The organism is Halostella pelagica (genome assembly GCF_004762015.1).
GTDB lineage: Archaea > Halobacteriota > Halobacteria > Halobacteriales > Natronoarchaeaceae > Halostella > Halostella pelagica.
Map to the genome: position 1 here is coordinate 242,447 of NZ_SJES01000003.1, position 22,241 is coordinate 264,687.

The 22,241-nt window shown below is 65.9% G+C and carries 22 protein-coding genes; 14 read left to right on the forward strand and 8 right to left on the reverse strand.

Translation table 11 applies throughout. The features are described from left to right. The first annotated feature begins 223 nt into the window (after positions 1–223). From EYW42_RS09400 to EYW42_RS09410, 3 genes are read left to right on the forward strand one after another with little or no spacing between them, the layout of a single operon-like run. The gene (locus EYW42_RS09400; RefSeq protein ID WP_135535010.1) at positions 224–1,180 is read left to right on the forward strand and encodes a TAXI family TRAP transporter solute-binding subunit; all 957 of its coding nucleotides are present in this window, start codon (positions 224–226) and stop codon (positions 1,178–1,180) included. A 9-nt stretch (positions 1,181–1,189) separates the two neighbouring features. Beyond that, entirely contained in the window at positions 1,190–1,705 is a 516-nt protein-coding gene (locus EYW42_RS09405) for a DUF1850 domain-containing protein (protein WP_135535011.1), read from the forward strand. A gap of 3 nt (positions 1,706–1,708) precedes the next feature. Next, on the forward strand, positions 1,709–4,465 hold the full coding sequence (locus tag EYW42_RS09410) for a TRAP transporter permease (RefSeq protein ID WP_135535012.1): 2,757 nt from the start codon (positions 1,709–1,711) through the stop codon (positions 4,463–4,465). On the opposite strand, the gene EYW42_RS09415 is transcribed toward EYW42_RS09410, so the two are convergent. The 3 genes from EYW42_RS09415 to EYW42_RS09425 all read right to left on the reverse strand — a co-directional run bounded on the left by EYW42_RS09415 (position 4,466) and on the right by EYW42_RS09425 (position 6,298). Next, positions 4,466–5,065 (reverse strand): IMPACT family protein, encoded by a 600-nt coding sequence (locus EYW42_RS09415; RefSeq protein WP_135535013.1) that lies wholly within the window; start codon positions 5,063–5,065, stop codon positions 4,466–4,468. A gap of 26 nt (positions 5,066–5,091) precedes the next feature. After that, positions 5,092–5,697, reverse strand: coding sequence for a hypothetical protein (locus EYW42_RS09420; RefSeq protein WP_135535014.1), 606 nt, complete (start codon positions 5,695–5,697; stop codon positions 5,092–5,094). 97 nt (positions 5,698–5,794) lie between these two features. Continuing rightward, positions 5,795–6,298: an amino acid-binding protein gene (locus EYW42_RS09425; RefSeq protein WP_135535015.1), complete on the reverse strand. Its 504-nt coding sequence runs from the start codon at positions 6,296–6,298 to the stop codon at positions 5,795–5,797. Positions 6,299–6,384: 86 nt separating this feature from the next. On the opposite strand from EYW42_RS09425, the gene EYW42_RS09430 reads away from it, so the two are divergent. Continuing rightward, complete coding sequence (locus EYW42_RS09430; RefSeq protein ID WP_135535016.1) at positions 6,385–9,456, forward strand: PAS domain S-box protein; 3,072 nt, start codon at positions 6,385–6,387, stop codon at positions 9,454–9,456. Here the strand turns inward: EYW42_RS09430 and EYW42_RS09435 are convergent. After that, positions 9,447–9,788, reverse strand: coding sequence for a hypothetical protein (locus EYW42_RS09435; protein WP_135535017.1), 342 nt, complete (start codon positions 9,786–9,788; stop codon positions 9,447–9,449). The genes EYW42_RS09430 and EYW42_RS09435 overlap by 10 nt on opposite strands. Before the next feature lie 311 nt (positions 9,789–10,099). Then, complete coding sequence (gene hisB / locus EYW42_RS09440) at positions 10,100–10,687, reverse strand: imidazoleglycerol-phosphate dehydratase HisB (RefSeq protein ID WP_135535018.1); 588 nt, start codon at positions 10,685–10,687, stop codon at positions 10,100–10,102. A gap of 271 nt (positions 10,688–10,958) precedes the next feature. Between hisB and EYW42_RS09445 the strand changes: the two genes are divergently transcribed. Next, on the forward strand, positions 10,959–11,546 hold the full coding sequence (locus EYW42_RS09445) for a hypothetical protein (protein ID WP_161972930.1): 588 nt from the start codon (positions 10,959–10,961) through the stop codon (positions 11,544–11,546). A 60-nt stretch (positions 11,547–11,606) separates the two neighbouring features. On the opposite strand, the gene hisA is transcribed toward EYW42_RS09445, so the two are convergent. Continuing rightward, positions 11,607–12,338, reverse strand: coding sequence for a 1-(5-phosphoribosyl)-5-[(5-phosphoribosylamino)methylideneamino]imidazole-4-carboxamide isomerase (gene hisA / locus EYW42_RS09450; protein WP_135535020.1), 732 nt, complete (start codon positions 12,336–12,338; stop codon positions 11,607–11,609). A 105-nt stretch (positions 12,339–12,443) separates the two neighbouring features. Here hisA and EYW42_RS09455 point away from each other — a divergent pair, with 105 nt between their 5' ends. The 6 genes from EYW42_RS09455 (at position 12,444) to EYW42_RS09480 (ending at position 17,881) form a co-directional block, all read left to right on the forward strand. Further along, on the forward strand, positions 12,444–13,676 hold the full coding sequence (locus tag EYW42_RS09455) for an inorganic phosphate transporter (protein ID WP_135535021.1): 1,233 nt from the start codon (positions 12,444–12,446) through the stop codon (positions 13,674–13,676). Positions 13,677–13,734: 58 nt separating this feature from the next. Beyond that, positions 13,735–14,931 carry an inorganic phosphate transporter gene (locus EYW42_RS09460; protein WP_135535022.1) on the forward strand — a complete coding sequence of 399 codons (1,197 nt, stop codon included), beginning with the start codon at positions 13,735–13,737 and terminating at the stop codon, positions 14,929–14,931. Between the two features lie 52 nt (positions 14,932–14,983). Then, positions 14,984–15,373, forward strand: a complete 390-nt coding sequence (fer, locus tag EYW42_RS09465) for a ferredoxin Fer (RefSeq protein WP_135535023.1) — start codon at positions 14,984–14,986, stop codon at positions 15,371–15,373. A 287-nt stretch (positions 15,374–15,660) separates the two neighbouring features. Beyond that, a complete protein-coding gene (locus tag EYW42_RS09470) occupies positions 15,661–16,035 on the forward strand; it encodes a CBS domain-containing protein (RefSeq protein WP_202613857.1) in 375 nt (124 codons plus the stop codon). Between the two features lie 130 nt (positions 16,036–16,165). Next, a complete protein-coding gene (locus EYW42_RS09475; RefSeq protein ID WP_237561300.1) occupies positions 16,166–17,239 on the forward strand; it encodes a prepilin peptidase in 1,074 nt (357 codons plus the stop codon). Between the two features lie 123 nt (positions 17,240–17,362). Continuing rightward, entirely contained in the window at positions 17,363–17,881 is a 519-nt protein-coding gene (locus tag EYW42_RS09480) for a DUF6789 family protein (RefSeq protein WP_202613858.1), read from the forward strand. Between the two features lie 46 nt (positions 17,882–17,927). On the opposite strand, the gene EYW42_RS09485 is transcribed toward EYW42_RS09480, so the two are convergent. After that, positions 17,928–18,197, reverse strand: a complete 270-nt coding sequence (locus EYW42_RS09485) for a hypothetical protein (protein ID WP_202613859.1) — start codon at positions 18,195–18,197, stop codon at positions 17,928–17,930. Between the two features lie 88 nt (positions 18,198–18,285). Here EYW42_RS09485 and hisI point away from each other — a divergent pair, with 88 nt between their 5' ends. Together hisI and EYW42_RS09495 are read left to right on the forward strand one after the other, a co-directional pair. Beyond that, a complete protein-coding gene (gene hisI, locus EYW42_RS09490) occupies positions 18,286–18,660 on the forward strand; it encodes a phosphoribosyl-AMP cyclohydrolase (protein ID WP_135535024.1) in 375 nt (124 codons plus the stop codon). Between the two features lie 9 nt (positions 18,661–18,669). Beyond that, complete coding sequence (locus EYW42_RS09495; protein WP_135535025.1) at positions 18,670–19,785, forward strand: DUF7118 family protein; 1,116 nt, start codon at positions 18,670–18,672, stop codon at positions 19,783–19,785. Between the two features lie 123 nt (positions 19,786–19,908). Here the strand turns inward: EYW42_RS09495 and glmM are convergent, their stop codons facing one another. Next, positions 19,909–21,318: a phosphoglucosamine mutase gene (gene glmM, locus EYW42_RS09500; RefSeq protein ID WP_135535026.1), complete on the reverse strand. Its 1,410-nt coding sequence runs from the start codon at positions 21,316–21,318 to the stop codon at positions 19,909–19,911. 84 nt (positions 21,319–21,402) lie between these two features. On the opposite strand from glmM, the gene EYW42_RS09505 reads away from it, so the two are divergent. Then, complete coding sequence (locus EYW42_RS09505; RefSeq protein WP_135535027.1) at positions 21,403–22,212, forward strand: HVO_0234 family beta-propeller protein; 810 nt, start codon at positions 21,403–21,405, stop codon at positions 22,210–22,212. Positions 22,213–22,241: the final 29 nt, after the last annotated feature.

Sequence of the window (22,241 nt, forward strand, 5' to 3'; positions counted from 1 at the left end):
CCCTGTATTTCGGGTCGAAACCGCAAAAGTGCGGAGCGGTAGCTGGTGCGAACCTCCTGTCGAAACGCACCTCTACAGCCCATCAGGTTGTTCTTTTTACATCTATTACCTTCCTCTCCCTATTGGTTAGATATTATTCACATCATTCACGCATTCGTGTGCAATCATATCATTCTGGGCGAGGAATAGGTGGATATTTAATTGTGTATGGGTACGTACCACTATGAAGTCCGACTTACAACGGCGGCGGTTCCTGAAAGCGACCGGTATCGCGGGTATCACCGGCATCGCAGGCTGTCTTGGCGGCGAGGAAGGCGACGAGGAAACCGACCTCTCGTGGCACGCAGGCGGGACGGGTGGGACGTACTACCCCCTGTCCAACGAGTTTAAGACGATCGTCGATGGCAACACCGACTACTCCCTGACGGTGCAGTCGACGGGGGCGAGCGTGGAAAACGTCGGGAGTCTCGCCAGCGGAGACGCCGACTTCGCGCTGATCCAGAACGACATCGCGTACTTCGCGAAGAACGGTACCGGTCTCGACACGTTCGAGGGCGAGGCCATCGAGAGCCTCATGGGCCTCGCGACGCTGTATCCGGAGACTATCACTATCGTCACGCAGGCCGACAGCGGCATCGAGACGCTCGAAGACCTCGAAGGCGCGCGGATCAACACAGGCGACCTCGGTAGCGGGACGCAGGTCAACGCTCTGCAGATCCTGCAGGCGGTCGGCATCGAGGAGGGGGACTTCGAGGAGGAAAATAGCGACTTCGAGAGCGCGAGCGACCAGATCCGCAACGGCGACATCGACGCGGCGTTCGTCGTCGGCGGCTGGCCGGTCGGCGCTATCGAGGAACTGGCGACGACGACTGACATCAACATCGTCGAAGTCAGCGGTGACACGCGCGAGGCCGTCAAGGAGCAGGCGCAGTGGTTCGCCGACGACACCATCCCGGCCGGGACGTACGAAGGCGTCGGCGACGACGTCGAAACCGTCTCCGTTCAGGCGATGATCGCCACCCACGACGGCGTCGAGGACGACATCGTCGAGAACGTGACCGCCGCCATCTTCGACAACGTCGACGACCTCACCATCAAGACAGACTTCATCAGCGCCGACAGCGCACAGGACGGGATGTCGATCGAGCTTCACCCCGGCGCACAGGCCTACTTCGGATAGCACGACACGATGCGTACGCCCCAGCGACGACAGATATTCGCGATACTCGTCGTCGTAACCCTGGTGACCGGCGGTGCCGTCGCCGTGGCGGTTCCGGTCGACCGAACGCTCGTCGTCAGTGACGCCGGGACCGGCGACAGACTGCTCGTCGTGCCTGTCGAGGACGGGACGACAGTCGACATCGAATACACCCACAGCGTCGAGAAGACCCCGGTGGTCGACGCCTACGAAGTTCGAGAGGAGAAACTCGACAACGTCCGTATGGAGTTCTCCTCATACGGGGCCGGGCTTCCGGCGAACCAGGAGATAGAGCGCGAGAACGGCTCGTTCGTCTTCGATCCTGACCGGGCGTACGAACGACTCGTCGTCAATCCGGGCGCCGTCGCGGGGCACACGCTCACCGTCGGAGACGAACAGTACGACCTCGTCACCCTCGCCGGGGGCGAGGCGGTCGTCTTCACGGTCGAACGCCGGACTACTGCAGAGATAATCGTACAGCGAATCCAGAATGACGCCGAACTCTGACGCATGACCAGTGACACCACAGGCGGCATCGACACGGACGAAGCACCGGTTCCAGAGGAGGAGCAACAGGAACTCATCGAGGAGTTGGAGCGAAAGCGGTCGCTTACAGGCGTAGCGACGCTCGCCGTCTCGGCCGTCGCGATCCTCTTTTCGACCTTTCAGCTGTACCTCGCGGCGCGGAGTTCTCGCATCTCCGTCCCCATCCCGTTCACTGGCGAGGAGATCCACATCATCTCGCTCCAGTCGCTGCAGACCCACTCGATCCACGTCGCGTTCGCGCTCGTTCTCGCGTTCCTTCTGTTTCCGACATCCACGGGCGATGGCTTCCTCTCGCGACGGCTGGGACGGATCCCGCCGTTCGTCCGTTCCCGGTTCGGCGAGGCGAACCCGGCGACGCGGACTGTCGAACGAATCGCGGACGGCGTCCGCTGGCTGGCGCTCGACCCCGACCGGGACCGAATCACGCCGCTCGATATCGGACTGATCGTACTCGCTGTCCTGGGGCCGGTGTACATGCTCAGGCACTTCGAGGAGATACGGGATATGCGGGTGTTCGGCCTCCAGCGCGGCGAGACGATCCCCGAACTGGTCCCGCTTCTGGAAGTGCCCGTAAGCGTGCTCTCGGCGCTCGGCCTCCCGCTCGAATCGCGGTCGTACGCCTTCTTGCTAGGTGCCGTTGGCATCCTGCTCGTGCTGGAAGCGACGCGGCGGGCGCTCGGGTTCTATCTGATGACTATCGTCGGGAGTTTCGTCGTCTACGCGCGCTGGGGGTATCTCATCCCCGGCAACGGCCAGTTCTCGTTCGGGGTCGGACCGATCGTCAGGGTCCCCTTCGTCGGCATCCTCTCGATCAAGGAACTGACGTGGGAGCAGATCGTCCGCAACCTCTGGTACACGACGGAGGGCATCTTCGGCGTCCCCGTCCGGGTGAGCGTCGCGTTCATCTTCGTGTTCATCCTCTTCGGCGCGTTCTTGGAGATGAGCGGCGCGGGCGAGTGGTTCATCGAACTCGCGTACGGGCTGACCGGGCGGCGGAAGGGTGGTCCGGCGAAGGCGAGTATCGTCGCCAGCGGGTTCATGGGGATGATAAGCGGGTCGTCGATCGCCAACACGGTGACGACCGGCGCATTCACCATCCCGCTGATGAAGCGGTCGGGATACGACCCCGAGTTCTCCGGCGCGGTCGAGGCGTCGGCCTCCTCGGGCGGGCAGATCCTCCCGCCGGTGATGGGCGCGGCCGCATTCCTCATCGTCGAATTCACCGGGATAGCGTACGCGGAAGTGATCATCGCCGCCGCCATCCCCGCCATCGTGTTCTTCTTCGGCGTCTGGGTGATGGTCCACCTGAAGGCGTCACAGCAAGGGATCACGGGACTGGGCGACGAAGACATCGTCAACGTCCGCGACCACCTGAAACACGGCTGGTTCTACCTCCTGCCGATCGGCGTCCTGCTGTATTTCATCCTCATCGACCGCCTCACCATCGACCGCGCCGCGTGGTACTCGCTGATCGCGATCACCGCACTCATCGCCTTTGCGGCGGCGTACTCCGAACGCGACCGCGGACCGCTCGTCGGCGGCATCGCCGGCCTCTTCGGCCTGACGGTCGTCTCGTACCTGTTCGCCGGACGGGGTCCGGTCGCCGCACTGGTCGCCTTCGCGACCGGCGGCAGTCCGGGCGGCCTCCCCTTCGACGCGGCCGTCGGCACCGCTCTCTTGCAGTTATCGTGGATAACGCTGTTCATCAGCCTCGCTGTGATTCTCGCGCGGCCGTTCGGCGACTCGCCGCTGCTCGAACTCGACGGTGCGGTCGACACGGCGACGGAGCGCGCCGCGAACGCGCTCTCGCGGGAGCGCCTCGCGGAGAACCGGGCGTTCCGCGTCGGGTCGTTCGTCGTCAAGTCGATGGACAACGGCGCGCGAACGGCCACCGAAGTCGTCATCGCCGTCGCCGCGGCGGGGATCATCCCCGGCGTTATCGGCGTCAGTGGTCTGGGACCGAACCTCACGCAGGTCATCTTGCAGGCGAGCGGCGAATCGACTATCCTCCTGTTGGTGTTGACCGCAGTCTCCTCGATCATCCTGGGGATGGGGATGCCGACGACCGTGACGTACATCATCCTCGTCTCGATGCTTGGCGGGGCGATCGAAGGGGCCGGTCTCCCCCTGCTCGCCGGCCACCTCTTCATCCTCTACTTCGGCGTCATCGCGGACATCACGCCGCCGGTCGCCGTTGCGGCGTATGCGGCCTCCGGCGTGGCGAAGTCCGACCAGTTCGTCACCGGTATCAAGGCGTTTACGCTGTCGCTGAACAAGGCGATGGTCCCCTTCGCCTTCGTGTTCGCACCCGGTATCCTGCTTATGCGTGTCACGAACGGCGGGGAGGGGACGCTCATCGGCTGGGCCGACGTGACTGACATCGGCTACTTCGTTCCCGAAGTGGTGATCCCCGTCATCGGCCTCTTCCTCGGCGTGCTCGCGCTCGGGCCGACGGTTATCGGCTACTACTACACGGACGTGTCGGGTGTCGTCCGAGCGCTGCTCGCCATCGCATCGGTCCTGTTGATGGTGCCGCTCGCACTGTTCGACGTGGCGCAGGGGCTACTGACTCTGGCCGGTACCGGGATCGCGGTCGACCCGCTCGTCGTGGACCTGACGCTCCGCGCGGTCGGCCTCGCACTCTTCCTGGCACTGACTGTGAAAAACAGGCGGGCGATGACGGCGGAACCGGCCGACGACGCCGCGACACCGACGGCGTAATTACTCTATCCGCGCCCGCCCGCTCGTCGCGCTCCGGATCCGGTCGCGCAGGTCCGCCGCCTCGGCGACTGGCACCCGCATTTCGAGCGTCACCTCCTCCTCGTACTCAGCATCGAACTCGACGTCCGCGCTCTCGACGATGCCGCGGACCGTTCCGGAGTCGTCGTAGTCGACGGTGACCGAAACGGACTCGTGCGGCCGTCGCTCGACGATCCCGGCCTCGTCGACCGCGTCTTTCACGGCTTTGCTGTAGGCCCTCGCGAGGCCGCCGACGCCGAGGTTCGTGCCGCCGTAGTATCGCGTCACCACGACGGCGACGTTTTCCACGTCGCGCTGCTGGAGGACGTTCAGCGCGGGTTTGCCGGCTGAACCCGTCGGTTCGCCGTCGTCACTGGAGTACTCCCGAAACGGGTCCGCCCGGACGCGGTAGGCGGGCACGTTGTGGGTGGCGTCTTCGTACTCGTCGCTTACCGCGTCGACGAACGCCTCGGCCTCGGCGACGTCCGGAACCGGGGCCGCGTGGCCGATGAACTCCGAGCCCTGTACCTCGAAGGCCGCAGATGCTCGCTCGGCGACGGTGCTGTAAATGTCGTCGGTCATTGGGTAGTTGTCGTCGGCCGCCGCGTTCAACGGGCCGCGTCGGCGGTGGCGTGAGAGTTCGCGTCGGTCGACGCGACGCGGTTTCCGTCGGCCGGTTCCGCGCGGCCCTCGCCGGCCTCGGTCGGTCTTTCGTCGGTCGGTCGGTCGTCGTCCGCACCGGTGTCGTTCGGTCGGTCGTCGACCGTACCGCCGTTCGTCCTGGCGTCGTAAAGGAGGAGGATCAGGATGCCGAGGAGAGTTAGCTCGATCACTTTCGTCGCGAACAGCGTTATCTCTTCAGTGACGTGCTCGTACAGACCGACGAGAGGGCTGCCGCCGTGGTGGCCGGCCTCCCAGGCGTACTGACCTTCGTGACCGCCGAGGAACAGCCATCCGACGAGGTAGCCGAGCATGAGCAAGATACCGGCGGCGTACACCACGTCGCGGCGAAGGCCGCGATACCAGAGCGTGACCCCGAGAAAGATGGCCGCTCCGGAGAGGACGAACAGGGCCTGTCGCGGGTCGGCCAACGGTCTCGACGCCATCAGGTAGTACGTCAGTCGCTCCACGCCGAGCATCAGGTGGATGCCTGCGGTGGTCGCGGCCAGCAACACCCCCGCAGACTCCAGCGTCTCACGTGTCCGCTGCTCCATACGCTCCCGTTTCGGCGGCGCGTTCAATAGCGCGTCGGTTCGACGGCGCGTTCAATACCGCAACGAGTCGGGGCGTCGGACGGCGAACCGGATGCGGTCACTGCAGTTCGATCTTCCGGACGAACTCCAGGTCTCGGATCTCGTTGATGAGGTCGCCGGGCAGCGCCTCGTCGGTGATTATGTACAGTTTCGGGTCGACGGCGAACTCGGGGTCCTCGCTGACGGTCTGGCGCATGGAGATCCCGCGGTCGGAGATACGACCCGTCACCTCGGCGACGATGCCCGGTTCCTCCGTGTCGTTGACGTCGACCGTGAGGACGGTGAGATCCAGCACCGGTGCGAGGTCCATCAGGCTCGGGATCTGGGAGATGTTCTGGAAGATCCGCCGGAGTTCGGCGTCTTCGAGGATCGCGTCCGTCGTCGAGTCGACGACCCGTCTGTCCACGTCTATCTCGCGGGCGATGCCCGTGTTCGGGATCTCGATCCCGCCGGAGACCACCCGTCCCTCGTCGTTGACGGAGAACCCCCGCTCGAGTAACAGTCTGATGACAGCCTGCTGGCTCGGACTGCCCTCGAATTTCTCCATGATGACGTCGAACATAGGCGAAAGTACTGGTGTCCGGTCCTTAGTCGTGTGGATCGCGGCCGGTGGATTGATGTCATCCCGACCGCGTACGTACGGTCGTCGTGGGTCACGGTACTGACGTATTGTACGTCCGACATCCGGAACGAGCGTCGGCCCCGGAGTTCGGGGGCAGCCTCGCCCCCGTACGCGAGGCCGCGTCGCTAGACGCGGTCTTCGCGACGCTTGACGAGGCGTCGGTCGACTGCATCGTCTGCGAGTCTCGGCTCGACGGTACCGACGGTCTCGACGTTCTCTCGGCAATTCGTGAGCGCTCCCAGTCAGTCCCCTTTCTCCTCGTCGCCGACAAGGCGGACGGCCTGGAGGCCGCCGAAGCCACCCGTCTCAACGTGACTGAGTACGTCCCTCGCGACTCGCTTGGGGACGAAACGCTGGCGGACCGCGTCACGGAAGCGCTCGAAACGGAAGCAACTGACCCCACGCTCGATTCGCTCCACGCCGTCGCTGACAGCATTTCCAACGCCGTGATCGCGATGACTGAAGACAGCGAGGTCGTGTTCGCCAACGAGGCGGTGAGCGACCTGACCGGGTACGACCACGAGGAACTGGTCGGCAAATCGCTGACCACGATCATCCCCGAGCGTTTGGAGGAACCCCACCACACGGGCATCGCGCAGTACCTCGAGACGGGCGAGCGCGGCCTGGACTGGAACTACGTCGAACTACCGATGGAACGCGCCGACGGGATCGAACGAACCGTTGCCGTTTCGTTCGGGGAGTTCACCCGCAACGGAGAGCGGTACTTCACGGGGTCGCTCCGGGACATTACCGACCACAAGGAGCGCGAGGAGATGCTGAGTAGCCTGCTCGAATCCAGCAACGCGCTCATCGATGCGGAGACCCGAGAATCGATCGCCGGCCTCGTCGCGGAGACCACCACGGAGGTGATCGGATACGGCCTCAACGCCGTGTTCCTCCACGACGAAGCGACCGACACCCTCGTCCCGACCGCCACGACCGACGAGACGCGCGAAATGCTCGGCGGCGTGGATAGCTTCGGAACCGAAAACAATCACATCGGCGAGGCGTTCACCACGGGCGAGTCTCTGATCGTAAACGACCTGGACTACGGTTCGCTCAGGTCGCTACTGGTGTTGCCGCTGGGATCGCACGGCGCCCTGGCGGTCGGCGCGGAGTCGGCGGGCGCGTTCGACGACGCCGACCGTCAGCTGGTGGAACTGCTGTCGACCGCCGCTACGTCCGCGCTCAACCGGATGGAACGCGTCGACAGCATCGAGCGACTACACCAGCAGACGCGGTCGATGCTCCGGGCCGACGGGAAAGAAGCAGTCTGCCGCGTGGTTCTGGACGCCGCTCGGGACGTGCTCGGCCATCGTATCACCGGCGTCCACCTGTACGACCCCGACAGAGAAAGCCTCGTTCCGACAGTCTGGACGGACGAAGTGGAAGCACGTATCGGTGAGCCCCCGCCGTTCGACCGCGACGAGGGGGTCGTCTGGGACGCCTATCGAAGCGGCGAACCCAATGTGTACGACGACGTCACCGAGCACGATGCGTACAACCCCGAGAGTCCGTTCACGAGCGAGTTACATCTGCCCCTCGGCGACCACGGCGTCCTCCTCGCCAGCGAACCGGACCCGGCGGCGTTCGACAGCACCGACCTGCAACTGGCCCGCCTCCTCGCGGCGAACGCCGCCGTCGCCCTGGACCGCGTCGACCGGGAAACGGAACTCCAGCGCTTCGAAGCCGTCTTCGAAAACGTGCAAGACATGTTGTTCGTCGTCAACGACGAGGGGCAGTTCACCCACGTCACGCAACCGCTCGCCGAACGATTCGGTCGAGAGCGCGACGACCTCGTTGGCAAACACATCTCTGCGGTGTTAGACGAAGAGAACATCGAGCGGGGACGGGAACTGACCGAGGCGCTGCTGTCGGACGACGGGCGGACGAGCAGGACGTTCCAGACGGCCTTGCAGACGGACACCGGCGGCCGCTTCTCCGTCGAAGTGGAACTCACCCCGCTTCCGACGGCGGACCAGTTCAAGGGTACCGTCGGAACCGTCCGCGACCTCTCCGACCTGGAGCGGGCGCGCACCAAATTGCGCGAGGAGCGCAACCGGTTCGAATACCTCTTCGACAACATCCCCGACGCCGTCGTTGAGGTGGAGTTCATCGACGGCAACCCGATCGTCCAGTCGGTCAATCCCGCCTTCGAGGACGTTTTCGGGTACGATCCGCGAGCCGTCATCGGCGACTCGCTCAACGATTACATCCTCCTCCCGGAACAGCGCAAGAGCGCCGAAGCGCTTGACCGTCGGGCGGGGGACGAAATGATCCGCGAGGAGTTGCGTCGCCTCACCGCGGATGGCCCCCGGCAGTTCCTGTTCCGAGGACTGACTTTCACCGACCAGAACGGGGACGAGTTCGGGTTCGGCATCTACACGGACATCACCGAACAGCAGATGCGGCACCGTCAGTTGGAGGTGCTGAACCGCGTCCTCAGACACAACCTCCGGAACGACGTGAACGTCATCGTCGGATACGCCGACCAGATAGCCGCCGAAACGTCGTCGGAAACGGTCGTCAAGTACGCCGGGGCGCTCGCCACGACCGCAGAGGATCTGGTCGACCTGAGCAACAAGGCGCGGGAGGCGGAACAACTGCTGGACCGGGCGAACGACTCGTCGTGGGTCGATGCCTGCGAGGTGGTCGAAGCCGTCGCCGCGACGGCCCGCGAACAGTACGACGCCGCAACCATCGAGACCGACGCGCCGGGCAAGGTTCGCGTCGCCGGCGACGAACGCCTCCGCGTCGCCGTCGAGAACCTGCTGGAGAACGCGGTCGAACACAACGACGGCGACAGTCCACACGCCAGGATGACCGTCGACACGTCCGTAGACGGGGATCGCGCTGCCATCCGAGTCGCCGACGACGGGGACGGAGTTCCGGACCACGAGCGAGCGGTCGTCGCCGGGGAAGCGGAGATAACCCCGCTCCAGCACGCGAGCGGTCTCGGACTGTGGCTTGTCTCCTGGATAGTCGACGCCTACGGCGGCAGCGTCGTATTCGGTAACAGCGACCTCGGCGGCGCGGAAGTCTCGTTGTCACTTCCGCGGGTGACAGAGAGCGGAGACCGAGATGCGGATCAGGAGTAGTTGGTCGGTTGGGTGTCGCCGACCTGCTTGTCGATCCACCGACGGACGTCCGCGACGAACAGACGGACTCCGTCACGACGGGTCATTGTGACAGCGTCGCTCGGCGACCGCACGACTGCGATGAGAGACCACATCGAACCGGCGGCGAACGCGCCGAGGGCGGAAAACGTCATGCCGAGCGTGGTGAACGTCAGGCCGTACGCCAGTCCGATGATCATCGACGGGAGACTCGTCCCGAGGGGGACGCGCGCCTCGGCGTCGCGAAGCGTGGGCGCGAGAAAGAAAATAGAGAGCGAACTTCCGAGCATAAACACGAAGTCCTGCCACATCATTCTTCGCGCACCGCCGTTGGATCGGTCGTCGGGAAGTCGTATGCGATACCTTCGGGAGTAGGGGTGGAACTCATCTTACCCTTACTAGGCGTGCCGAGTGGATAGTCAGAACGGCTAGACGCGTAGATACGGGGCGAGGGGGGAGGGCTATACTGATACGTGTGAGACGCGCCACCGAACGTTCCGAAGAGGGGGTTGCGGGCCGGTGTTGTCGGAATCCGCGGGACCGGCGACGAACGGAAGCCGGAGTAACGCGCCGGTAACGGTCTCGTACGACCGACAGGTCCGTCGGCGAGGACGGTAACTCGGGCCTACAGTTCGCCTTTCGTGCTCGGCGTCCCGGCGCGTCGGTCGTCGATCCGCGTCGCATCGTCCAGCGCGCGGGCCGTGGCCTTAAACAGCGCCTCTATCTCGTGATGGGCGTTCTCACCCGTCACGTCCGCGTGAAGCGTCAGGCCGGCGTTCGTCGACAGCGTTCGCAGGAAGTGTTTCGCCATGTGACTGGTCATCCCGCCCACGGACGCCTGTGAGAACGCGCCGTCGAACCGGAAGACCGGACGGCCGCTTACGTCGACGACGATGGACGCGACCGCCTCGTCGAGCGGCACTCTCCTGTCGGCGAACCGTTCGATCCGGGCCCGGTCGCCGAGCGCCTCGTCGAACGCGTCGCCGAGGACGATGGCGACATCCTCGACAGTGTGGTGGTCGTCGATCTCCAGGTCGCCGTCACAACGCACCGTCAGGTCGAACAGGCCGTGTTTGGCGAACGATTCGAGCATGTGGTCGAAAAAGCCGATCCCCGTGTCGACGGTGGCGTCGCCGTCGCCGTCGATGTCGACGGTTACCTCGATGTCCGTCTCCGCCGTCTCGCGGGTGGCGGCGGCCGTGCGGTCGGTCATACGGAAATCATGACGCGGACACTACAAGGGAATTCCGCCTCTGCACTATGCGGGAACCGATCTATCGTCGCCTGCGGACCCGGCGGCCGCCGGCCCGAACCGGGCAGGGGACGAAGCGGACGTCCCCGACCCGACGCTCTCCCGGTATCAGCTGATTACCGGCATAAACTGCCGAAAGGTATTCAGTCGTAGACGGCGTAGAGATCGGGATGGGAGTGATAGCCCTCTGTCATTTTCCAGCCGGCGGTTTGCTCACCGGCGGAGGAACGCCGTGACGACACCGCCGGGTGACGACCGATTGCCGGATGCCGAACGAGTGCGAAACGGCACTCGCCTCCGAGCAGAATACGCGGTAAACAGGATAGCGGACGCGCTACGGGTGCCGTCCGAAGTCACTGAGGACGCGACTGACCTCCTACACGGCGCGCTGGAGGCCGATGCGTCCCCCGACTGTTGTCCGGAGACGGTCGGAGCGGCGGCCGCGTACGCCGCCGTTCGCCGCGCCGAATACCCGCGAACGATAGCGGAAGTCGCCGACGCAGTCGACGGCGACCGCTCGGAAGTCTGCGGCGCGTACCACGACATGGTCCGAACCTTTGGGCTCTGTCTCGATCCGCCCGATCCCGCGCTGTTCGTCGCCCGTATCGTCAGCGAGTACGACCTACCGGACGCCGTCGAACGCCGCGCCCGCGAGCGCCTGGAAACGACCGAGTTCCACGACTCGGACTCGGCGCTGGGAGTCGCCGCGGCGGCGGTCGTCCTGGAGAGCGATGCGTCCCCGGCCGACATCGCCGAATCGCTTCCCCTGTCGACGCTGACGGTCCGGTCGCGGTACGTGCCGCGGTTTGGCGAGCGATAGCGAGCCAAACCTCGTCGTGGAGCTCTGCGGAATTCACGATAACAGCCCGCACTCGACCATTTACTCCTCGACTGCGTCCATCGCTTCGCTCAGCGTGAACCGCCCCTCGTACAGCGCGCTCCCGACGACGACAGCGGCAGCGCCCGCTTCGCGGAGCGCGCGCACGTCGTCGATAGTCGCCACGCCACCGCTCGCGACGACCGGGATGTCGACGGCTTCTACGACCCGACGGACGGGATCGGTCTGGACGCCGTCCAGTTGGCCCTCGACGTCGACATCGGTGAACAGGATAGCGCCGGCGCCCAGTTCCTCGTAGCGTTCGGCGGCCTCAGCGGGGTCGAGACCGGTGCCCTCGGTCCAGCCGGAAACCACGACTTCGCCGTCTTTCGCGTCCAGACTGACCATCACCGAGTCGGGATACGTCTCGCTGATCTCCGCGACGATGTCGGGGTTCTCGACGGCCGCGGTGCCGAGGATGACGCGGTCGACGCCCCGCTTTAGCAGGTCAGTCGCGTCGGCGACAGTGCGGATGCCGCCGCCGAGTTGTACGTCCACGCCGACAGCACCGAGGACGCGACCCACGGCGTCCGCGTTCGCGCGTTCGCCCTCGAAGGCACCGTCGAGGTCGACCATGTGGAGCGTCGACGCGCCCTGGTCGACCCAGCGCTTTGCCGACTCGACGGGGTCGCCGTAGCGCTTTTCCGTGCCGCGCTCGCCCTGGACGAGTTGGACAACCTCGCCGTCTTGTACGTCGACGGCGGGGATCACTGAAAAGGTGGGAAACGGATCCATACGGTCGCTCGGAGTGGAGAGAGCGTAAAGCCACCGAGTCGGCCACGTCGCCGATCTCTCCGGAGACCTACAAGAGTTAAACCGTTCAGCGCCGTTTGTTCCTCTGTGTCTCTTGTACTTCTTGCCGTCGGGTTGGCTGTCGCCGCGTTCGTCGGGTTCAATATCGGGGGGTCCTCCACGGGCGTCGCCTTCGGACCGGCGGTCGGTAGCGGTGTCATGTCAAAGCTCGCGGCCGGCATCCTGATGGCCGGGTTCGCGCTTCTGGGCGGGTGGACGGTCGGTCGGAACGTCGTCGAGACGATGGGGGGTCAGATCGTCCCGTCGGGGCTGTTCACGCTGGAGGTGAGCATCACGGTTCTTTTCTTCATCGGCTTCGCTCTCTTCCTCTCGAACGTCGTCGGCGTGCCTGCTTCCACGTCGATGACTGCGGTCGGCGCGATAGCCGGCCTCGGCGTCGCGACGGGAACGCTCAACGCGGCCGTGATGCTGGAGATAGTCTCCTGGTGGATCGTCGCGCCGGTCATCGCGTTCTGGGTCTCGGGCGTCATCGGCCGGTACTTCTACCCCGCGCTGGTCCACCGGTTCGAGGTGACACAGACGGAAGGGAGACTGGTCGCTCTCGACAGGTCGGGGACGTTCCCCCGACCGGAGTTCGGCCCGAACACGACGGTCAGGGAGTTCGTCGGGACGGCGCTCGTGATCGTCATCGGCTGTTACATGGCCTTCGCCGCGGGCGCGTCGAACGTCGCCAACGCCGTCGCGCCGCTGGTCGGCAACGGCTCGCTCTCGATGAACGCCGGCATCCTGCTCGGCGGCGGTGCGATAGGCGTCGGCGCGATCACCATCGCGCGGCGGACGCTCGACACTATCGGCAACGACCTGACCGAACTCCCGCTTCTCGCCGCGCTCGTCGTCGAGGTTGTGAGCGCGTCGCTCATCACCGTGCTGTCGGAACTCGGCATTCCGGCGAGTTTCGTCGTCGTGGCGACGATGAGCATTCTCGGCCTCGGTTGGGGACGGGCGACACGAACGGCGACCATCTCCGATACCGTCCACGGCGAAGCACCGGAGCGTATCTCCGTCGGCGCGCTCGCGGCCGATTCCGCGGACGAAGGGGCCGCGACCGTCGGAAATCCGACGCCGGAGCCCGCACAGAACGGTGGCCAACGCGAGGTGCCGCCTATCGGCGACGAGGACGCCGAGGACATCCCCAGCGCTTCGGACCTGTTCGAACCGGCGACGACGGCACGAGTCATCGCGCTCCAGAACGTCGTCCCGGCCATCGCGACCATCGCCGCCTTTCTCGTCTTTCAGTTCGTCCCCGGACTGGCCGGGTAGACGGGTCCCATCCGACCAGATAAGCGGACTTTTACGCTGACACGTCATCGGAATCGGTATGGTCGAAGTGCTGCTCGTCGTGGGAATAGCGGTGGCCGTGTTCGTCGGCTTCAACATCGGCGGGTCCTCTACTGGCGTCGCGTTCGGTCCGTCCGTCGGCAGCCGCGTCGTCTCAAAGATCGGGGCAGCGGCGTTAATGGCCGGGTTCGCGCTTCTGGGCGGGTGGACGGTCGGTCGGAACGTCATCGAGACGATGGGGGGCCAGATAGTCCCGAGCGACCAGTTCACGCTCGCGGCGAGCGTCGGCGTCCTCTTTTTCGTCGGCCTCGCGCTGCTCGTTTCGAACCTGTTCGGCGTGCCCGCCTCCACGTCGATGACTGCAGTCGGCGCGATAGCCGGCCTCGGCGTCGCGACTGACTCGATCAACTGGGAGGTCATGGGGCAGATCGTCTCCTGGTGGCTCATAGCCCCGATCGCCGCCTTCTGGGTATGTGCGATCATCGGGCGGTACTTCTACCCGTACCTCTCCGTGGCGTTCGCCATCGACCGCTCGGACGGCCCGCTACTGGCGGTCGACAGGAGCGGGGTCGTTCCCCTGCCGACCCCTGCGCCGTCAGTCACCGCGCGGGAACTCGTCGGGAGCGGGCTGGTCGTCGGGATCGGCTGTTACATGGCCTTCGCCGCGGGCGCGTCGAACGTCGCCAACGCCGTCGCGCCGCTGGTCGGCAACGGCTCGCTCTCGATGAACGCCGGCATCCTGCTCGCCGGCGGGGCGATCGGTCTCGGCGCGTTCACCATCGCGCGCCGGACGCTCGACACCGTCGGCAACGACCTGACTGACCTGCCGCTACTGGCGGCGCTCATCGTCGAGGTGGTGAGCGCGTCGCTCATTACCGTGCTGTCGGAACTCGGCATTCCCGCCAGTCTCGCCGTGAGCGCGACGATGAGCATCGTCGGCCTCGGCTGGGGTCGGGCGACCCGGACGACGACGATTTCGAACGCCGCGACGGAGGCGATCCGCAGCAAAGCGGACGCCTCCCCCCGACAGGGAGAGGCCGGAACGCTCGTCGGCGCGCTCGGCGCGGACGAGCGCGGCGACGAGGTAACGCCCATCGGGGAGGAGGAACCGGAGGAGTTGGCTGCGAGCGACCTCTTCGACCCGGCGACGACCGGGCGAGTCATCATGCTGTGGATACTCACCCCCACGATTTCCGGGGTACTGTCGTACCTGCTGTTCGAATTCGTAGCAGTTTGATCCGCGGAAAAACAGCAAGGTCTAACAGTTAGGGGGTCGAACCTTCGGGGTGATGCCCACGGTAGAATACCTCAACTACGAAGTACTGGACGACCACGGTTGGGAGATGGACGACGACGACCTCTTCGATCAGGCTGCCGACGCGGACCTCGGTGACGAGGACTACGGTACGCTCGACGTGAACGAGGGCGAGTACATCCTCGAAGCCGCCGAGGCACAGGGCTACGACTGGCCCTTCTCGTGTCGCGCCGGCGCGTGTGCGAACTGCGCCGCGATCGTCAAAGAGGGCGAGATCGACATGGACATGCAGCAGATCCTCAGCGACGAGGAGGTCGAGGAGAAGAACGTTCGACTGACCTGCATCGGCAGCCCCGCCGCCGACGAGGTGAAGATCGTCTACAACGCGAAGCACCTCGACTACCTGCAGAACCGCGTCATATAAGCAACAGCGCAGAAACTGCGCGGAATAGATGCCCCTCTCACGGGGGCTGATTTTACGCGGTCGAGTCAATCTGTCTACAAGGTGTAGTCCTGTCTCCGGCTTTCGATCCGTCAGGCGGTTAGATCTCTGTGGCACCGAACACCATCTTTTCGACGGGTCTACGCTCAGATCCCGCTCCTTGAGGGTCGAACGCGCAGGGCGGTGATCGTCGCTCGTTCCCCTGATACGTCCGGCAGGACTCATCGCCCGGGGAAAACACCATACGCGCCGCACCCGTTGGAAACGGTATGACAGAGACAGACAGGCCTACGGTCGAAGACGTGATGTCTACACCACTGGAGACGATTTCGAAGGATGCGACCGTGATGGAGGCGGCACAGCGGATGGAGGAAAAAGAGATCAGCGCGCTGGTCGTCCCGACCTCGCCGCGGTCGATCATCAGCAGCACGGACGTGCTCAGTGCCGTCGCCGCGGGACGAGATACCTCAGAACTACAGGTCTCGGACGTAATGACGACAGACGTCGAAACCGCCACGCCGGACCTCTACATGGAGGAGGTCGCCGCGATGATGACTAACTACGGTATCAAACACCTCCCGGTCGTCGACGACGATTACGTCGGGATGGTCTCTTCGACCGACGTCGCGGCCCACCTATCGTAAACTGCCGCCGAACCGGTCACTGATCCCTCTCACCCAGCAGAAGGACAGCATAGCGCTTCTCCGCCGCGGTCCCCGGCCCTCGCCGTTCGCAGCGGAATATATATCACGCAGACGGCATCGATTATCGAACGTGCTCCAAGCCGTCATCACCGTCTTCCTCGACTCGCCGACCGCCGACCTCCTGCGGTTGCTCGCGGTACCCGTATTCGCCTGGGCCGCTTACCGGGACGTGGCGACCCGCCGAGTCCCGAACTGGACGTGGGCACCGCTCGCGCTCCTCGCGCTGGCGTTGCTGGGCTGGGACGCCTGGACAGCCTGGACCGCAAGCGAGTTCGCCTGGCGGCGCTTTCTCGTCCCGGCGGCGGTAAGCGCCGGCCTCGTGATCCCGATAGCCTACCTGTTCTGGCGCACGGGCGGGTTCGGCGGGGCCGACGCCAAGGCGCTGATGGTGATCGCCTTGCTCTTTCCCGTCTATCCGGTCTATCTGCTGCCGAGTGGCACGCTCCCGCTTCAGGCGACGAACATCCGGGTGTTTTCCTTCACGGTGCTTACGAACACGGTGCTTTTCGGCCTCGCCGCACCGCTTTTGCTCGCCGCGCGGAACGCCGCCGCCGGGCGAGTGTCGTCGGTGATGTTCGTCGGCCGTCCCGTCGCTGTCGGGAACATCCCCGAGACTCACGGCCGACTGCTCGACGGCCCGGCGGGCGCGACTCGGCGCGGGCTCGACCTGGACGCTCTCAGGATGTATCTCCGGTGGCGTGGGATCGACTTCGAGACGCTCCGGTCCCGCGCCGACGCGCTACGCGACCCGGCGACGCTCCCGGACGAACCGAACCCGCCGACGGACGGCGCAGTCAGCGCCGTACCGACCGACGACCCGGCGGCTAGTGACAACCCGCTTGACGGTGCCGCCGACGGTGCGACGCGTGACGGCGCGGCTGAAGACTCCGGGGGCGATAGCCCCGAAGACGCCGACGCGTTCGACGACCCGTGGGGCGCAGAGGCGTTCCTGACGGACGTCGACAGCGCGTACGGTGCGACGGCCGAGGACCTGCGCGACGGCCTCGACGTTCTCGCGGCCGAGGACACGGTGTGGGTGTCGCCCGGCATCCCGTTTATCGTCCCAATGTTCGTCGGCCTCGTGGTGGCACTGACCTACGGTGACGTGCTGTTCGGCCTGTTCGCGCTCGTCGGTACCGTGTAGCGAGCGGATCGGCTCGGTACCCACAGTGTCGTCTCTTTCTGATCCTCCAAACAGCGAGAGCGCCGCGGCCGTCCCGGTAACCATCATGGTTTATTGTGATCGAGAGGCTACGTTAGGGAAGTCATGAGCAGTGAACGATCATCCGAAACCGGAACGTTACCTGCCGAAGAGATGGGGGTCGCAGCAGAGATCCCGATCACGCTCCGTCTGATCGGGACGGCCATGCTCAGCGGATTAGTCGGGATGGTTCTGATGATCCCCGTACTGGTCGGACTGCCGGTGGCGCTCGACCTGTTCCAGACCGAGCCGATCGTGCGGTTCGCGTCGTTCGCGTCCTTCCTCGGGTTCGAACCGAGCCTGGCGGTGGGCGTCGCGCTATTCGTCCTCGGTGGGACGCTGTTCCTCCCGGTCCAGTTCCTCGTCGTCGGCGCGTTCCTCCCGCCGGAATCGCCTCGGTACGCCCGCGGCGCTAGCTTCGGACTCATCTACTGGATCGGCTTCCTGATGGCGTTCTGGCCCCCCGGTGGCACGCTCGCGGTCGGACTGTTCGTCGTGGTTTCGTTCCTCTATCACCTGTTCTACGGCCTCGCGCTGGGCTACCTGATCGACAGGTGGGCTGAGATACCGCAACACGGGGTGTGACCGCCACGTTCCCGGCCGCGATAGAATTCGCGCGGGGGCACCGATATTATAACGCGTCGTAGACGGGATAGACGAGGGTCCAGAGCGCCGCGAACGCCGCGCCGACGACCACGACGGCGGCCAGGATGTCCGTCGACGCGCGGGGACCGGAGAGGAGCGCCCAAAACGTCGCGATGGGGAGACAGACCGTGACGGCGAGACTCCCGAGTTCGACCGCCGCGATCGTCGGGTTCGCCCGCAGTTCCGCCAGGATCCCGTCAGTGTCGGCCGCGCCGTCGTCGGCCGTCCCGTCCGCCGCGCTCGCCTCGTCGTCCATATCGTCCCGTGCGCGCCAGACCACTAAAACAGTCCCGGCGTCGGCACGAACAAAAGACCTATTCGCCGCAACGACGTGTTTCCCGGATATGACCGCCGCCACCGCCGTGGAGATGGATTTCGGCGAGAACGGCCGTATCCCGGCCGTTGCCCAGGACGCCGAAACGCGCGAGGTGTTGATGCTCGCGTACGTCACGCCCGAGGCCCTCGAACGCACCCGCGAGACGGGGCGCGCTCACTACTACTCGCGGAGCAGGGACGAACTCTGGGAGAAAGGGGCGACCAGCGGCCACGTGCAACGCGTCGAGGAGGTACGCGTCGACTGCGACGGGGACAGCGTCCTCTATCTCGTCGAACAGGAGGGCGGCGCGTGCCACACCGGCTTCGCCTCGTGTTTCTACCGCACCGCCGACGGCGAGCGCGTCGGCGAGAAGGTGTTCGACCCCGACGATGTCTACGAGTAACACTTGTTCATGAGTGAGAACCCCATCGCCGCGCTCGAATCCGCCGACGAAACGGTTCGATCCGTGGAGCGAGAGATCGAAGCGTTCGGCGAATCGAGCGTGACGACCGTCGCGGACGCGTACGGCGACATGGTCGACCTGTTCGAGCGCTACGAGGACCGCGCGACCGGCACCGGCGACTTCCAGGCGTTCGTGGAGTTTCAGGACGCCGTTGCCCAACTGGTCGAAGGGCTCCCGGACGACATGACCCACCGCGACGCCTTCGAGGAGACGCTCGATGTGCTCGACAAGCGCCGCCTGAGCGAGAGCGATTTCGCCGCCGCGCGCGAGACGCTCGCCGACGTCGCGTCCGTCGCGGAACTGCCGGAAGAGCGCGCGAACGCGCTCGAAACGTACCGCGACGCCCGAAAGGCGGCGGCCCGCAGGAAAGGGACAGTCGAAGACCGGATCGACCACCTCGAACGCCTGCTCGAACTCGGCGACGCCGACCTCGACGCGCCCATCGATACGCTCCGCGACCCGATCGAGGCGTACAACGAGGCCGTCCGCGACGCGTTCCGGACGTTCCGGAGCGAGGAGAGCGCCCGCACGGTACTCGGACTCGCCGTCGACGCCGACAAGTACCCGCTGGTCGACCTCGACCCGCCGCCGTCGGACCTTCTCGACTACGTCCGCGAATCACCGGCCGGCGAGGAGCCGATACCGACGCTGCTCTCGTACGCCGACTACTCGAAGTCGAAACTCGACCACTACGTCGACGACGCCGCGACACTCAAACGGCAGGTCGCAACGCGCCAGACCTACCTCGAACGCTTCGACGCTGACCCGCTCACGGTGGAGTGGCCGCCGACGGACGCCGACCGACTGTGGTGGCGTACCCGGGAACTGATCTCGCTCGTCTCGCGGTTCGCATCCGAAGAGGTCGTGGCGCTGCTCCGCGACGTGCGTACACTGACCCGCGAGGACGACTACGAACGCCTCCGGAACGCCGCCGTCGCACGAGAACGACTCGGCCCCGAGGAACGCGACCGCCTCGCCTCCGGCGACGTCGCCGACGAACTGGATGACCTGTGCGAGGAACGCGACGCCCTCGACGACGCGCTCGGCGAGTATCCGGACCGCTAGTCCTCGCTACGCCGGGGCAGTTCAAACGCGCCGCTCTCCACGCCTCTGGCCTCACTCATGCGTCAGCCTTCGCTGTGTCGAGCGCTCTGGCACGCACTGCGCTCCACTACTCGAACACGACGCTCACGCGTCGGTTCTCGCTGCGTCGAGTGCGGCGCGCATCCCCTCTGCCAACTCCTCCGCTCGCTCCTGCTCGCGGGCTTCAGCGTATATCCGGACCAGCGGTTCGGTGCCGCTCGGGCGGGCGAGCACCCAGGCGTCGCCGTAGTCGAGGCGGTATCCGTCGGTCGCGTCGAGCGTCGCTTCGGACCCCTGAGCGCGGGCCTCGGCGGCCGTTAGCATCGCACGGCACTCGTCGTCGGTGTCGTACTCGATGTTCAGCCGGACGTTGTAGTAGTCGTCGTAGGGTGAAACGAGTTCACTCAACGGGCGCTCCGCGACGAGTTCGAGAAATCGCGCGCCGATGTACGCGCCGTCGCGGGCGAGGCGGTAATCCGGGAAGAAGACACCGCCGTTGCCCTCCCCTGCGATGGGCACCGTTGCACCCTCGGCGCGCAGGTCGCGGATGCGCGAGATGATGTTCGTCGAACCGATGGGCGTGAGTTCGAGGGTCGCGCCGACCGACTGAACCACGTCGACGAGGCGCTGGGAGACGTTGACCGCCGACACCGTCGTGTCGTCTTGAGAGAGTTCCGCGGCGGCCAGCGCGGCGAAGGTCGCGTCGCCCTCGACGTACTCGCCGCGTTCGTCGTAGAAGATGGCGCGGTCCGCGTCGCCGTCGTGAGCGATTCCGATGTCGGCGTCCGTCGACGCGACGAGGCGGCCGAGGTCGTCCAGGTTCTCCGGCACCGGCTCGGGGTCGCGTCCCGGAAAGTGCCCGTCCGGCTGCGAGTTGACCGTGACGACGCGACAGCCCAGTTCGCGGAAGAACTCCGGGCTGGTGAGTGCACCTGCACCGTGGCCCGGGTCGAGGGCGACGGTCAGGTCGGCGTCGGCGATCAGGTCGCCGTCGACGGCGGCGTGGAGCTGGTCGATGTACTCGCGCTGAGCGCCGTCGACGGCGGCGTGGAGCTGGTCGATGTACTCGCGCTGAGCGCCGTCGACGGACCGCGCTCGGCCGGTCCGGTCCCACGACACCGTCTCGAAGCGCTCGGCGAGGAGATGTTCTTCGACGCGTTCGAGGTCGGCGACCGATAGCTCGACGCCGTCGGGACCGATCAGTTTCATGCCGTTGAACTCTGGCGGGTTGTGCGAGGCCGTGATCATCAGTGCCGGAACGCCCTCCCGCTCCGCGTACGCCTGCAGTCCCGGCGTCGGGACGATACCGAGACGGTCGACGTCAGTGCCGACACTCGCCAGGCCGCTGGCGGCGGCGTCTGCGAGCATCCGGCCCGTCTTCCGCGTGTCCCGAGCGATAGCGACCCTGTCAGCGTTCCAAACCGTCCCCGCCGCTTTGGCGACCCGAAGGAGGAACTCGGGCCCCAGCGACTCGTTGACCACGCCCCGCGTTCCGCTCGACCCGAACACTTCCATTACCTGTATCTATCTGTATGCGTTCCCAAAGTGGTTCCGAAGAACGCCGGAACGCTTTCCGTGGTGGCACGCCACGCCACCCACATGGTCAGCATCGACGAGAAGCGGGTGTACGGCGACAAGACCGGGCAGACGACGGCCTACGTCGCCGCCGGCCAGGGGGTCGCCAGCGTGTCCGTCTCCGCCGACCGGGTCGGACAGTACGGCATCGACCACGAGTGTACCGCGCTCGACGTTGCCGCGACGGACGGCCAACTCGCCGTCGCCACCCCCGGAGACGTACTCGTCAAGGACGAGGAGAGCTACGATCCGGTCGGCTTCGGACCCGCCGTCGCGGTGGGGTTCGACGGCGCCGCGCTGGTCGCGGTCGCGCCGGACTGGTCCGTCGCGCGCGCCACCGAAACGGACGAGTGGACGACCGTCGGGACCGTCGGCAGCCCCGTCCGCGCCGTCGACGGCGACCTGATCGCCGCGGAGGACGGCGTCTACCGTCTCGCAGACGGCGAACTCGCACACTCGGGCCTCGACGACGCCCGCGACGTCTCCGCCGCCGGCACGCCGCTGGCCGGGACGGGCGAAGGCCTGTTCGAACTCGGTGCCGGATGGATGAAGCAGATCCGCGGCGAGTGTGCGCTGGTCGGCGCGGCCCGCGACACGCCCCCCGGCGAACTGGACCGCGCCCACGCCGCGACGGCAGAGACGGGGTACGCCCACCACGACGGCGAGTGGACTCCGATATCCGTGCCCACCGACGGCGCGGTAGCCGACGTCGGCTACGGTGACGAGGCGGTGTACTTCGTGACCGCCGACGGGACCTTCCTCGCGGACGCCGGCGACGGCTGGCGGTCACAGCCGCTCGGACTGACGGAGGTCGGCGGCGTCGCGGTCCCGTAGCGGTCGGGGACCTGACGCCACTCGCATAA

Excerpts from the sequence above, each read along its gene's own strand:
- EYW42_RS09400 (WP_135535010.1), top strand. The coding sequence starts at position 224 with ATGAAGTCCGACTTACAACGGCGGCGGTTCCTGAAAGCGACCGGTATC.
- EYW42_RS09405 (WP_135535011.1), top strand. The coding sequence starts at position 1,190 with ATGCGTACGCCCCAGCGACGACAGATATTCGCGATACTCGTCGTCGTA.
- EYW42_RS09410 (WP_135535012.1), top strand. The coding sequence starts at position 1,709 with ATGACCAGTGACACCACAGGCGGCATCGACACGGACGAAGCACCGGTT.
- EYW42_RS09415 (WP_135535013.1), bottom strand. The coding sequence starts at position 5,065 with ATGACCGACGACATTTACAGCACCGTCGCCGAGCGAGCATCTGCGGCC.
- EYW42_RS09420 (WP_135535014.1), bottom strand. The coding sequence starts at position 5,697 with ATGGAGCAGCGGACACGTGAGACGCTGGAGTCTGCGGGGGTGTTGCTG.
- EYW42_RS09425 (WP_135535015.1), bottom strand. The coding sequence starts at position 6,298 with ATGTTCGACGTCATCATGGAGAAATTCGAGGGCAGTCCGAGCCAGCAG.
- EYW42_RS09435 (WP_135535017.1), bottom strand. The coding sequence starts at position 9,788 with ATGATGTGGCAGGACTTCGTGTTTATGCTCGGAAGTTCGCTCTCTATT.
- hisB (WP_135535018.1), bottom strand. The coding sequence starts at position 10,687 with ATGACCGACCGCACGGCCGCCGCCACCCGCGAGACGGCGGAGACGGAC.
- hisA (WP_135535020.1), bottom strand. The coding sequence starts at position 12,338 with ATGGATCCGTTTCCCACCTTTTCAGTGATCCCCGCCGTCGACGTACAA.
- EYW42_RS09460 (WP_135535022.1), top strand. The coding sequence starts at position 13,735 with ATGGTCGAAGTGCTGCTCGTCGTGGGAATAGCGGTGGCCGTGTTCGTC.
- fer (WP_135535023.1), top strand. The coding sequence starts at position 14,984 with ATGCCCACGGTAGAATACCTCAACTACGAAGTACTGGACGACCACGGT.
- EYW42_RS09470 (WP_202613857.1), top strand. The coding sequence starts at position 15,661 with ATGACAGAGACAGACAGGCCTACGGTCGAAGACGTGATGTCTACACCA.
- EYW42_RS09480 (WP_202613858.1), top strand. The coding sequence starts at position 17,363 with ATGAGCAGTGAACGATCATCCGAAACCGGAACGTTACCTGCCGAAGAG.
- EYW42_RS09485 (WP_202613859.1), bottom strand. The coding sequence starts at position 18,197 with ATGGACGACGAGGCGAGCGCGGCGGACGGGACGGCCGACGACGGCGCG.
- hisI (WP_135535024.1), top strand. The coding sequence starts at position 18,286 with ATGACCGCCGCCACCGCCGTGGAGATGGATTTCGGCGAGAACGGCCGT.
- EYW42_RS09495 (WP_135535025.1), top strand. The coding sequence starts at position 18,670 with ATGAGTGAGAACCCCATCGCCGCGCTCGAATCCGCCGACGAAACGGTT.
- glmM (WP_135535026.1), bottom strand. The coding sequence starts at position 21,318 with ATGGAAGTGTTCGGGTCGAGCGGAACGCGGGGCGTGGTCAACGAGTCG.
- EYW42_RS09505 (WP_135535027.1), top strand. The coding sequence starts at position 21,403 with ATGGTCAGCATCGACGAGAAGCGGGTGTACGGCGACAAGACCGGGCAG.